The 12384-nt window shown below is 35.5% G+C and carries 14 protein-coding genes; 13 read left to right on the top strand and 1 reads right to left on the bottom strand.

Annotation, left to right across the window (positions count from 1 at the left end; all coding sequences use genetic code 11):
• Nucleotides 1-1412 precede the first annotated feature (1412 nt).
• The 13 genes from D1953_RS22250 (at nt 1413) to D1953_RS20410 (ending at nt 10614) form a co-directional block, all read left to right on the top strand.
• Entirely contained in the window at nt 1413-1808 is a 396-nt protein-coding gene (locus D1953_RS22250) for a UPF0715 family protein (protein ID WP_119119003.1), read from the top strand.
• 139 nt (nt 1809-1947) lie between these two features.
• Nucleotides 1948-2223: a hypothetical protein gene (locus D1953_RS20465; protein WP_119119002.1), complete on the top strand. Its 276-nt coding sequence runs from the start codon at nt 1948-1950 to the stop codon at nt 2221-2223.
• A gap of 239 nt (nt 2224-2462) precedes the next feature.
• On the top strand, nt 2463-2693 hold the full coding sequence (locus D1953_RS20460) for a hypothetical protein (protein ID WP_119119001.1): 231 nt from the start codon (nt 2463-2465) through the stop codon (nt 2691-2693).
• A 161-nt stretch (nt 2694-2854) separates the two neighbouring features.
• On the top strand, nt 2855-3421 hold the full coding sequence (locus D1953_RS20455) for an RNA polymerase sigma factor (RefSeq protein ID WP_119119000.1): 567 nt from the start codon (nt 2855-2857) through the stop codon (nt 3419-3421).
• Nucleotides 3406-4173 (top strand): LolA family protein, encoded by a 768-nt coding sequence (locus D1953_RS20450; protein ID WP_119118999.1) that lies wholly within the window; start codon nt 3406-3408, stop codon nt 4171-4173. The genes D1953_RS20455 and D1953_RS20450 overlap by 16 nt, the downstream gene beginning before the upstream one ends.
• Before the next feature lie 133 nt (nt 4174-4306).
• Nucleotides 4307-4597 (top strand): DUF5316 domain-containing protein, encoded by a 291-nt coding sequence (locus D1953_RS20445; RefSeq protein WP_119118998.1) that lies wholly within the window; start codon nt 4307-4309, stop codon nt 4595-4597.
• Nucleotides 4598-4696: 99 nt separating this feature from the next.
• Nucleotides 4697-4951: a hypothetical protein gene (locus tag D1953_RS20440; protein WP_119118997.1), complete on the top strand. Its 255-nt coding sequence runs from the start codon at nt 4697-4699 to the stop codon at nt 4949-4951.
• A gap of 401 nt (nt 4952-5352) precedes the next feature.
• Nucleotides 5353-5922 (top strand): hypothetical protein, encoded by a 570-nt coding sequence (locus D1953_RS20435; RefSeq protein ID WP_119118996.1) that lies wholly within the window; start codon nt 5353-5355, stop codon nt 5920-5922.
• A gap of 230 nt (nt 5923-6152) precedes the next feature.
• Complete coding sequence (locus tag D1953_RS20430) at nt 6153-7439, top strand: IS110 family RNA-guided transposase (protein ID WP_119118995.1); 1287 nt, start codon at nt 6153-6155, stop codon at nt 7437-7439.
• Between the two features lie 471 nt (nt 7440-7910).
• A complete protein-coding gene (locus tag D1953_RS20425; RefSeq protein ID WP_119118994.1) occupies nt 7911-8306 on the top strand; it encodes a DUF4304 domain-containing protein in 396 nt (131 codons plus the stop codon).
• 75 nt (nt 8307-8381) lie between these two features.
• Complete coding sequence (locus tag D1953_RS20420; RefSeq protein ID WP_142920465.1) at nt 8382-8957, top strand: CDI toxin immunity protein; 576 nt, start codon at nt 8382-8384, stop codon at nt 8955-8957.
• 237 nt (nt 8958-9194) lie between these two features.
• Nucleotides 9195-9704, top strand: coding sequence for an RNA polymerase sigma factor (locus tag D1953_RS20415; RefSeq protein ID WP_119118992.1), 510 nt, complete (start codon nt 9195-9197; stop codon nt 9702-9704).
• Nucleotides 9685-10614 (top strand): anti sigma factor C-terminal domain-containing protein, encoded by a 930-nt coding sequence (locus D1953_RS20410; protein ID WP_119118991.1) that lies wholly within the window; start codon nt 9685-9687, stop codon nt 10612-10614. Before D1953_RS20415 ends, D1953_RS20410 begins: the two co-directional genes overlap by 20 nt.
• A 498-nt stretch (nt 10615-11112) precedes the next feature.
• Here D1953_RS20410 and D1953_RS20405 read toward each other — a convergent pair whose 3' ends face one another.
• The gene (locus D1953_RS20405; RefSeq protein WP_119118990.1) at nt 11113-12240 is read right to left on the bottom strand and encodes an IS110 family RNA-guided transposase; all 1128 of its coding nucleotides are present in this window, start codon (nt 12238-12240) and stop codon (nt 11113-11115) included.
• Nucleotides 12241-12384: the final 144 nt, after the last annotated feature.

Here is a 12384-nt window from a genome sequence, read left to right as displayed (position 1 = left end):
GAAAATAATACATTTATTTTCCCTCTACTCGATTGGAGTGAAAGTCTCCTGTCATCAATTGACCGATTCGGATGACTAGCATATCCAATGCGTGGGGAGGTAACGAACTACGTTCTGCTTGGAAGTAAAAGTCACGGCGGCCTATTCTACACAGAGAGGATAAGGTCGGAACAGTCTGTGTGGCGAGCAAACATAGAGGCCAGAAGGATTTAACGAATACTGCAATCCCGAAATCTACGCCCCTCAAAGAAACTGTTCGAGGGATGTTTTGCTTAGCGTCGACCTTTGCCTAACGGGGGAAGACCGATGTCTTACGGGAAGAAACGGTCAAAAGCACCGTAAGAGCAGCCGGGGTATGGGTTCTGGCATCTGTGGAAAGATTTTCAGAGATAACGACGGGAAGGTCCTACTTCAAATTGGGAAGGTACTAACCAATAAAGACCTATCATATAAGAGGCTAATAGAAAATGGTAGGATGATTTAGGATTGGCGCATGAGGTCGTAGTAGCAATGAGGGAAGGGTAATGCTTTCTTAAGTGTAAGGAAATTACACTTCTATCAAGGTAACACCTTTGATAGGGCAAAGGACCTCTGGGCACTTGGAATGTTTGAGCATTATAGACTCTGAGCTATAAAGTATGTTTAAACTAACTTACAAGTAAACCTACAAATGATGGGGGAATATGTGTACCGACATTTAATCCTGCGGTTGTATGGGAAGGCTTGTAGGTGATTAATCCAAGGTCAGAACCGGACTCGGGAAATCCGACCGTCCGGGATCGTAGGGGGGCTACAAGAAACGTGAATCATAATTGATTGCGCGCGCTTGTTTTCTACCCGACGGCGGGCCGAAAGCCAAGTGGTTGAAGGGATTGAGCTCCATAATGTTAGTAAATCGAGAGGGCTGATGCTTTACCTGCAGCAGAAAGCTACATTTTATCCTTCGTTTAAGGCAAGATGGATAAAACCTCTCTGGAGTCAGAGACCTTGGCACGTTACACATTGATATGATACGGCAACTCGGGAGACCCTATCGGTCTTTTCTTGTTAGAAGAGTATGGTGTACAAGCGATAAAAAGCAAGGAAACCAAATGCCGATGTAGGGAGTCGGATAGCAGCGTAGTACCAATGAAGTTGGGTAATGCCGATGGAGGAAAGGTTAGCTACCAGTCATCACCCTTAGTAGGGAAGCATTTACTACACACAGAGGTAGGATAAAAAAATGGAAACAAAACTACTAAGGATAGCAGAATTAGCAAAATCTGATTCTAAAAGATTAGCTGCATTTTGTGAATGGTAACTAGGAGGAGCCGTGTGCGTGAGTAGCGCAAGCACGGTTCTGTGAGGGGGGAGAACACAATCTACCGCAAGGTAAGAGAGGTTCTCTTCTACTCGACTAGTGGAGGTATTGAATGTTTTTTGTTAAATCAAACAACAATGATATTTATTTAAGAATTTTATTTTGTTCAATTTTATCTGGTTTTCTTCTTAGTTTCGTACTATTATTCTTTATTGGTCAACATCTCCTTGCATTTATTAATATTATTATTTATGGAGTTATATTTAGCCTTATTTATCTAGTAACGGGGGCACCTATACAATACTTTTTAAATAAAAGACCTAACAAGGGCCGCGCCAGTAGCTTATTTATATATCTAATTATAGGAACAATTGTTAATACTATTTTTTTCATAATAGTAAGTGATATTGATAAACTTTATTTAGATGTAAAATTTTATTTTATGATTTTTTCTGCTAGTATAATTTTTTGGTTGAATGATTTATTTTTTCTTCGAAATAAAAAATAAACACGTAGTCCCTTACTCGATTTGAGTAAGGGACTTTCTAATGTACAATTGTAAACGGGCAAATTATTTCGGCATAAGCGAAGCAGGTTAGTTACATAACTGATGGGTAGAATATTTTATTTTCGGGAGATGGCCTTTGATGTTAAAAGATGTTTGTAATTGCGAATTTACCAATTCATTTAAAATAGAAGCAGATTTTGCGGCTGACCCAATTTGGTGCAATATATGTGGCTGGAATCTCGATATTGATGAATTTCCGTTGACAGATAATCTTAAAGATGAATTATATCAATGGGCTAAACAATATAAGAAAATCCCCATTAATGAACATAATGTAATCGGGAAAAATCTTACTGAAAAAGTGAAAGAAGAATTAAAATCAGATTATAGAATCGTATTTATACCTGACAAATAAAAAAAGCACACATAATGTTAAATATACATCGAGACCGTAAGGTCTTGATAAGAAAAGCCTATATCTTTTATTACTTAGTAATTTTAGATACAGGCTCTTTTTTTATTGGCTTTGTTAAAGAACAGTGTTGATTTTCTTCTTCAACTAACTGGCAGGATTGTTCAAGAATGAAGTTGAAAAATAAGAATTGAAGTATATTTACATACAATAGTTAGACGAAATAAAGGGAGGGGCAATAAATGGATTTCTATTGGGTTGGTTTTATTTTTTGGTTATTAATTGGAGCTTCAGTGCTTTTATTTATATGGGGTCTATGGAAAAAATCTTGGAAAGTATTATTAATTAGTGGAATTGCACTAATTCTACCATCACTATATTTCTTAGGTGCAGAAAATTGGTTTAGAATACTTGTTTTTTTACCTTTGATTCCCTTGTTTCTTGCTTATTACTCAAGAAAAAGAGCTTTATAATTTATCAATTTCCTGTTGCACTAACGGGCGCTAGAGTTGAGCAACGGAGTTGTAACCGTAGCTCTTTTTTTATTTTAACTACTACGTAAGAATTTTTTGTTAATAAAAAATGAACCTAATTATTGATTAATGGTAATAAGTAGGTGAGAGGGGGAAATTGAGTGGATGAAACATTGTTAATAAAAAACGCAAAACAAGGAGACGATAATGCATTTAATTCGTTATTGAAACCCTATGTTAAACAGGCTAAACAAACTGCTTATTTACTTTTACACGATTATAATCTTGCTCAGGATGCCGTACAAGAAGCACTTATTCAAACTCATTCTTCATTAAACCGATTTGATTCAAATAAAGCATCTTTTAAAACTTGGTTTAATCGTATTGTAGTCAATTGTTCTTTAAAACAAAAGAGAAAGCAGCGATTCACATTTCAATTGCACGATGATTATGAAAATAGCGACAACACTGAAAAGGAATACATACTAAAAGAAGACGAACAACTTCTAATGGATATAGTGAAAACCTTGAAGTTAAAATATCAGACTGTGATTGTGTTGCATTATTTTCAAGAACTTTCGATTTCAGAAATTGCTTTAACACTGAACATTCGTGAAGGCACTGTAAAATCTAGACTTCATAATGCTAGAAAGAAGTTAAAGAAAAATATCCTTTCACATAATTCAAATTTTTCTTTAAGGGGGGATTTTTTATGGAAAGAAAGTTAAAAAAAACATTACATAAAGCGGCAAACCAGTATAAATTCACTGATAATGTAAATATACAATCTGTAATCAATAAAAAAGGTCGAAAGCCATTTAACGGAGGCTTTAAGTTGAATTATGTGGTTGCTCCATTGATAGCAGTAACGATTCTAGGTCTAGGTGCGTGGAACATTCCTTCTGTAAATGCTGCGATAAGTGAGACGATTGAAAAGGCTATAAATTTGATTGTATCGGATAATTATTCGGAACTGGAAGATAATCTAAATCAAATGCCACCAACATTAGCACATATGGCAATTGAAATTAACCCTGAAGGTAGAAAAAGGACATCCTATTTATCTGGGGAAAAGGAATATTCAAAATATGAAAACGGGGACTATACTGTTTCAGATGGAAAGTCAGTAGGTCAGTTTGATAAAGAAAAAAATACATTTACTATTTGGAAGTATGATCGTCCATCACAATCATTTGAAGAAGAATACTTTAAAACGGTTGATGAATCAAAGATACAAAGCCTAGGAACTGATGCGTTTTTAGGAAGAACCGTTGATAAATATTTAATTAATGGGTCATCAGAACTTTGGTTCGATCAAGAGACCAAACTGATTCTAAGAGAATTTAGTGTGAGTGGTAACCAACGTGTTGAGGATTCAAAAGTAATTGATATTAAATTTAATGTAGAAGTTGATGAAAGTTTCTTTGAAGTAAAAGCTCCAAAAGGTGCAAAAGTAATTGAATCAACTGATCCTTATTAAGCTAACCGGGTGCTTTAACACAACAAGGAGATTGTCTATATGGCGGTCTTTTTTTACTAAATGGCAGGATAGTGCAGTAATTGAAACATATGTGATACTTAGACGTATTAATAAGTCAAGGGGGGGATATAGCTTGAGGTATTTTTTAATTGGAGTTCTTCTATCTGTAATAGGTGTCTTAGTATCTTTGGCTGTGTGGGGAATCGATAAAGCTTATTTTATTTCTGGCGGTATTGGTTTATTTTTCATTGGAATATCAATGGTTGTTTCAGGTTCAATGGTAAGTGGGGACCAAATGAGAGCTAATTTTGCAACAGAATCTGCTGAAGATAGACGTAATCGAAATAGTGTTACTTTTCGTACAGCTTTGATTGGAATACCGAATCTTGTTATTGCGTTCTTGATTTACTTCTTCTTCAAGTAACGGGGCATTTACTTTAACAAGACCTACTTTTTTATGAAAAACAATTATTTATTAACATAATCATAATAGTGTGACCAATTGTCGATTGGAGGACTTAATATGGTGAACTGGAGACAGATTCAAGAAAAAGGTAAAAAGCGATTTGTCTTGTTGTCGGGATTGGTTTTATCAATGCCGTTGGCTCTTGACTACTATATAATTAAGTTTCTTATCAGTTCATTTAGAATAGATTTTGCTTTTATTGAGTTGTTGACTGTTTGGATTATTTGCTTGTTATCGGGATTAACATTCGCTTTATATGGTTGGAGTAGGATGGAAAAGGATTGGCTTAACAATAATTCCTTGTTCAAGTAAAGGGGAGGTTTGTTAAAGAAATAAATTAATATCAAAAGGAATAATGTTACAATTATTCACAGACAATTTTTAGGTGGTGAGATAGTTGCAACTTTTTTCTATACTATTTCTTATAGCTATTGGTGTCTTCATAATTTACTATTTACCATTCATATCAAAGGATTTACATAAAATCACTAAACAGAATGAAGAAATCAAAAATCTTTTAGAGAAAATCCTTGATAAAGATGATAAAAAATAAAGTTTTTTATTCAACGGGCAGAATGACTAATATATGTAAACGACTTTAAAATTCTAAGAAAACAGGAGAAAACAAGAGATATTCCTTATTTTATAGAGGGAGGTTAGTTCAATAAGAAAAATGATAAAATGATATAAACTGGAAAGATGAGGCGACCAATTTGAAAATAGAATTAGCTACAAATGAAGAGATTGAAAAACTGTATGCAAAATATAAAAAATTCAATACTCATCTTCTTGAGAACCCAAAAGAGATATTTCCCTTTTTAGGCATTATGGATGTATATAATCGTGTTCTTACGGAACAAGAGGCTCAGGACTTACTAGGCTATGAGCAACATAATTTAAGATATGGTTCTAGATTTTTAACTGCCATCATCCAGATGTATCATAAGGATGATGAATTATTTGCTTATTTCAATAAAAAAGCAGTAAGCAAAGCAGAATTCAAATTCATTTTAAGTTCCTTAAATCGGATGGAAGCGCGTATTTTTAGAAAGATTTTTGCTACTAACAAGGGTATATATAAAATTGGTGATAAAGAGGCACTTGAGTTTCTGGTGAATCTTTCAATTAAGGAATTATACTTTGTGGATTTTTTCTTCCCTTCTTTAGAAACCATTTTAGTAGGGAATTATGAACTTTGTTTTCCGATATATAGCAAAACAAAGGCAGGATTTGAGCAATGCCGAGAAATTATTGAACTAAATGAGTTATTTATACGCGAGTAACCAAAGGGGCAGGTTAGCAAGTTTGTGAAACATTATTCTTAAACTATAGGGTGCTTATGTTAAAGAAGGGATGGCTGCGGCGATCCCGTTTTCTTATTGTACTAACTGGCAGCATTCCTGTAATGAAGAAATAGAGGGTTTGAACATAAAAAATACCTCTTGGTATGATAAGAGGGTCCTAAAGCTTGTCGGCAAAAAGGACTACTTATTCGCATACCAGGAGGCTCACTATGAATTATAACCAAAATCAAAAAATCGCTCAAATCACTTCCCAAACACTTATTGTCGGTGTTGATATTGCCAAATCGAAACATGTTGCACGTGCACAGGACTTTAGAGGAATGGAGTTTGGGAAACCTTTATACTTTGAAAATACAAAGCCTGGCTTTGATGGATTTTTGAGTTGGATTCAACAGCTTATCGCTACACATGACATGGATCAGGCTATCGTAGGGATGGAGCCGACCGGTCATTATTGGCTGAATCTAGCTCATTTCTTGAAAGAACAGGACGTTAAGTTTGTGGTCGTGAACCCTATGCACGTCAAGAAAAGTAAAGAATTAGATGATAATTCACCTACCAAAAATGATGTCAAAGATGCCAGAGTGATTGCACAGCTAGTCAAAGATGGAAGATATGCTGAACCTAAGATTCCGCAGGGAGTGTATGCCGAACTTCGTGCGGCAAGAAAAATACGTGATCTTTTATCTGTTGACCTTCAATCCGTACAAGGGCAAATTCACAACTGGCTGGATAGGTATTTTCCTGAGTTTCTCACGGTTTTTAAAGACTGGGAGGGAAAAGCAGCACTACAATTATTAAGGCTCAGCTTACTGCCAAGTGAGCTAGTAAAGATCTCTGATGAAGAAATCTTAGCCCATCTTAAAAAGGCTGTAAAACGTGCAGTTGGTCTTGGGAAAGTAAGAGAGTTAAAACGAGTCGCCGGTCTTTCAATCGGCATTCGTGAGGGATCAGAGTTGGCAAAATTAGAGATTCGCATTTTATTAGACAAGTATGATCTCATTAAACAAAAGTTCGAAGAACTGGAACCTAGAATAGATGCTTTACTTGAACAGATACCTGGTGTTCATCAAATGCTGGCAATCAAAGGGATTGGTAAAGATACAGTGGCTGGATTCTTGGCAGAGGTCGGAGACCTAAACGATTATTCACATCCTCGCCAAATCATTAAGTTGGCAGGACTAAGCTTAAAAGAAAATACGTCAGGTAAACATAAGGGACAAACGAAGATTACGAAGAGAGGTAGGAAGACGCTGAGAGCCCTCCTTTTCCGAGTTGTCATGCCATTAGTCGCCAAGAACTCTGCTTTTAAAGCCCTGCATGCGTACTATACAAAACGTCCGGACCATCCATTAAAAAAGATGCAATCTCTTATCGCCCTGTGCAATAAATTGATACGTGTATTGTTTACCATCGGTAAAAAACAATGTGAATTTAGTGAAGAAAGAATGTTACAGGACATCCCTCATATGGCTGTGATGCCGAAGGTAGCTTAGTTTTTTGTAGCCCTGTTAATCAGAATAAAGGAACGTTTATGGTTTAGTAGACATTTGAAGCACGGATTAGTCAGTATTCAACTGAATTTCGGGCAAGGACCCTGTCGGGCAGCATAAACTGACATCCACCTCATGGAAAGGTTGGACGAAGGAATTTTGGAGCGAAGACTCTGTGAGACATGGGAGGGTTGACCTCCATGAGAGATGTGGAGACCATTAGTGCAACTATAATTTAACTGGATACCCACTTATTGGATAACAGTGGTTAAGTGGCTAAAGGCTTTTTTTACTCTTCCGTTCTAGAAATATCCTTTTCTTCCCCTTAATCCCAAGGGGAGAATGGCTAATACATGTAAGCAACTTTAAAATTCTGAGAAAATAGGAGAAAACAAGAGATATTCCTTATTTTATAGAGGGAGAATAGTTTAACAGTAAAGGGAATAATAAATGAGCTTTTGAGAGGTTTTTGTTATGAGTACCCTATCCAAAGAGCAACTAATTGAATGTTTGAAGCTAGTTTTTAAACAACAAGGCTTTAAGAAAAACAAAACAACATGGCAGAAATCGACTGATGATTTAATATATGTTCTTAATATTCAGGGGTCCCAGTGGAGTAATGAGGATTACTATATTAACGTAGCCATTTATATTAAGGCTCTTGGAACTGAAATAAATCCCACTGAGTACCGTTGTCATATTAGAAGTCGGATTGACAACGACAAGAAATCGTATTCTTCAATTTGTAAAGAAGTAGTGGATTGGTTTGAAAGACATGGAGACATTCAAAGGCTTAAAATACTTAGGCAACAAAATGAATTGCCTTCAATGATTACAATTGATGCACAGAACTACCTTGATAAAATTTAATTAACGGGGGCAAGAGTTAAAGAGGGAGGGTTGCTGCGGCAGCCCTTTTTCTTATTCGACTTACGGCGCAGGTTAGTGACAGATGGAATTGATATACCATACCAGCATAATATAATTAAAGAAATAGAAATATCTCTTGGGGTGAATAAGGTGAGTAAGGATAGAAAAGAACGTTTAAAAGAATTGTTAGACAAGCAAAAGCAAAAAAGAATTGAAGAAGAGGGAAAAAGAGAGTATGAATTTTTATTAGAGGAAGTTAATGAGTTATTTCCGAATCATATGGATTATAAAGAGGAAGTAGAAATTTTATCTAAAGAAGACTCTGAAAAAATCAAAGATGAATTATTTGAAGTTTTTCCATTTCATAATAGTGGAATTGATTGGAGGCTTATGTTTTACAAAACTATATTTTCTAACTTTATTGACTATGAAAGTGCATTAGCTGAGTTAATAAATAAAAATCATAAGCTAAATAATGAAATATGTTATATTATCGACTTTAACTATCGATATGTTATTAAAACAAAATTGACTAATATCATTCACAGAGTTGAAGAAGTTAGAACTTGGGATAGGTATATTTATTGTCCTCGAATAAAACTAGTCATTGAATTCCCTTCAAACGATATAGCAGTAGGATGGAAGGAATAATTTTTATTCTAACTAAAGATTGTGAAGGAATACACTTAAAGTAACGGGTAGCGATGCTTCAATAACGAAGTGTCGTTTTTTCTTATTCAAGTAACAGGGTAATTTAGTTGAATAAGAAATAGTTAACAGAACTAATGCGATTCTTAGATTGATGAATCGCTTTTTTCGTGATAATTTTAAAGATACTGTATACTTTTTAGCTCTTCTTACGTTATAAAGACGGGAGGAGGAAAGTTCTTGAAGAGTCGGTTCTCGAATGACCAGTTGATTAAAGTTATGAATGAGCTATATTTCTATTTAAAAAAGCAAGGTGCTGATTCGGAGACAGCAAAAGATATTGTCCAAGAATCAGTTTATAAGTCGATGATACATATTGAGTCAATTGATACCGACAAATATAGAGCTTGGCTTTTTCGGGTAGCGATAAACTTGTATTACGATTACTGTCGAAAAAATAAAAAATCACAATTCTTACTATTAGACGAAAATCTTGTATCTAATTCAAAATTGATTGAGGATTTAATGATTACAAAAGAAAATCAAAACCAAATAAAAAATACTCTTGAACGCCTACCATTGATATTTAAGCAATTACTTCTGCTTAAATACGATTTGGAATGGTCTTATCAACAGATTGCAGATTATCTAGAAATGAAACCAAGTGGAGTGAAAACATATTTAGCCCGTGCAAGAGCAAAATTTAAAGAACTATATTGGAGGGAAGAAAATGAAAGACCAACAAAATGAAGAAAGCTTGAAATCAATTTTTGATGAGAACTCTTTAGATAAAACATTGAAAAAGGCAAAACGTATTACTTTCTTGAGGACACTTATAATATCTGCAATTGTATGTATTCTTATAGTTTTTGGTGTTTATAGAGCTAATGCTTGGTGGATAAGTAAAAAAGGTAGTGAAATAGCTTCTAATCTAATTATACAAGATGCAGTAATGAAAGCTCCTAATACAATAATAGAAACGGAAACGATAGATATAGGTTTATTTAAAGGAACAATTAAACGGGAAGTGTATAAAGTTATTGAAAATAAAGTAATTCCTTGGGATTCCCAAGAGGTGAAATATGGATTAAGGGGATTTTCTTCAACATCGTTTTCATCTTACAGTACAAAGATTGATGATACCACTCAAATAAACTTTCCAAGTGGACAAAGGGAAATGTTATTTTATGTCCCGCAATTCAAATACAAAACATATTCTAATGATTTATTAAAACTCAAAGAATATCCGAACGATAAATATATAGAGATGGCAATCTCCTTTGATAAGAGTTATTCATTAAATGAAGTTAAAAAAATGATTCCTAATTCAATCAACCCAACGTGGTTTTGGGTAAATAACTACTCTAAAAGTTCTGATTTCAGAGATGCACCTGAATCTGGACAATGGTTATTTGGGATATCAACCCCCTCTTCAAAGTTAGGACAAGTTTTAAGTACTCCTGAAGTGAAAGGCGAATCAGACTTCTTAAACCGTTTAAAGAAATTTAATAAGAATGACTACCAATTCATAAGTAAACACCAAAAAGGTGGTTTGATTATAGGGGCAGTTGTTACTGGAACAAAAGAAAATTTACTAGTATTGCAAGGACAACCTTATGTAAAAGCATCAAGTTTAGGTGCGATTGTAGAAAAATATTAGTAAAAATCATCAGAAATCGTTGATTTTTATGTAGTTCTTACTCAACTGATATGAACGAAACTGTCAACCCACCATACCTAAATGGTTTTAGATAGGTTTTTATTCAGAAATGAATAGAGTTATTCCTTGTTCAACTTAGCAACCAAATATCCTTTCGGATTTAGCTTGTCAAGGGCGTACTTTCCCTTGATGAGCTAAATCCGAAAGGGATACAATCCTAAAAGTTGAAAAGGAACACCTTAAAGACTTGGCACGAAGGCAAAACGTTGACGGTGGTATACAGTCTGATATGCGTGGATTGGTTACCACATTTCATTCCATCCGTCACGGAGCTGCCTCAGACTAACGGCGCACGTTCAGTTCTTCGAACCTAGTGCATAGTTGAACATGAGGGTTCTCCTTCCCGAGGATTTGCCTCCGAGCCAAAGCTTCAATTTTTTCATCACAAAATTAGAATACGAAAACATGATTTATTATATATTCTTACTTTCAATCTACTTAAGCAACAGTTGATTCGCTTACCTGTTTACTCTCAATCGCACAGCCGATAGCCCATATAAATCCAAGCAACTCTCTAGCGACAGCAACAACGGCTAGTTTTCCACCTTTTCCTTTAGCAGTGATGCGATGATATTTCATATGAAGACGGTGTTGAGCTTTCCAAGCAATACGTTGTGCCTCTGGATCTTGACCTTCTTGACGTTTAAGCAACTCCCCTTTAAGGGATGGCCGATGACGATAAGACCAACAAATTTCTACGATGGAGCGACGAATTTGAGAGTTTCCAGTTTTCGTAATAGAGCCCTGCCAGCGATTCGCACCACTCGAATATTCTTTGGGAACGAGACCAGCATATGACATCAGTTGTCGTGGACTAGAAAAGCGAGAAAACTGTCCAATTTCAGCTACTAAAGTAACGGCAGTGACCTCTGCAACACCTCTCAAAGTTTGAAGTGCTTGAATGACGGGTGCATGTTCACTTTGAAGAGCTTCTTCATGGATCTGAGCTTCGATTCGTTTCATACGATCTTCAACTTCATGGATTGCATGAAGATATTCTTGAAACACAATACGTTGAGAAGCTCTTTCAAAGGTTAATCGTTTTAACCATTCACGATGCTTAACAGACCAATTTCGAACCCCTTGAGGGGGGCGTATTTCATGACGAAGTAAGAAGTGAACAAGTCTCTGACGAGAACTTTGTAAATCTTCACGAGCATCATGACGAGCGCGAATTAAGTCTCTCAATGCTTCATGGTCTTCGTCTGGAACCCATACAGAAGTAAGCTCTCCAGCACGAAGTAGCTGAGCTAATCTGATTGAATCTCTTTTATCTGTTTTTACTCGATCACCTGAACGCTTTGGGATAAGGGTAGGTGCTACAACCATACATTCAATGTCCATAGATAGAAGTAATCGGTAGATTCCATATCCAGTAGATCCAGCTTCATAACAAACAAGTAGATTTTCAGGATCACCTAACTTTTTCATTAATTTACGAATGGTTTCTGGCTTATTTTGAATGGTACTATGAAATCTAGGCTCTCCACGACCTGAATCAGCAATCGCAACAGCAATAGTATCTTTAGATACGTCTAAACCAACAAATTTTTGTACATCCTTCATAATAATCGGCTCCTTTTCGTGTGTAGCTCTACACTTGGTTTTTATTTGGGTAGTAACATTATGACCAAGTGCAACCTACGTTAAGCGATGGGAGCCGTTTCGTTCATTATGACTAACGGGTAGGTGCGACAAGTTCTGTTATAA

It is taken from the genome of Peribacillus asahii, from assembly GCF_003570725.1.
GTDB lineage: Bacteria > Bacillota > Bacilli > Bacillales > DSM-1321 > Peribacillus > Peribacillus asahii.
This window is presented reverse-complemented; position numbering and strand designations above follow the sequence as displayed.

Coding starts and splice junctions, on each gene's coding strand:
- D1953_RS22250 (WP_119119003.1), top strand. CDS start 1,413: ATGTTTTTTGTTAAATCAAACAACAATGATATTTATTTAAGAATTTTA.
- D1953_RS20465 (WP_119119002.1), top strand. CDS start 1,948: ATGTTAAAAGATGTTTGTAATTGCGAATTTACCAATTCATTTAAAATA.
- D1953_RS20460 (WP_119119001.1), top strand. CDS start 2,463: ATGGATTTCTATTGGGTTGGTTTTATTTTTTGGTTATTAATTGGAGCT.
- D1953_RS20450 (WP_119118999.1), top strand. CDS start 3,406: ATGGAAAGAAAGTTAAAAAAAACATTACATAAAGCGGCAAACCAGTAT.
- D1953_RS20440 (WP_119118997.1), top strand. CDS start 4,697: ATGGTGAACTGGAGACAGATTCAAGAAAAAGGTAAAAAGCGATTTGTC.
- D1953_RS20430 (WP_119118995.1), top strand. CDS start 6,153: ATGAATTATAACCAAAATCAAAAAATCGCTCAAATCACTTCCCAAACA.
- D1953_RS20425 (WP_119118994.1), top strand. CDS start 7,911: ATGAGTACCCTATCCAAAGAGCAACTAATTGAATGTTTGAAGCTAGTT.
- D1953_RS20410 (WP_119118991.1), top strand. CDS start 9,685: ATGAAAGACCAACAAAATGAAGAAAGCTTGAAATCAATTTTTGATGAG.
- D1953_RS20405 (WP_119118990.1), bottom strand. CDS start 12,240: ATGAAGGATGTACAAAAATTTGTTGGTTTAGACGTATCTAAAGATACT.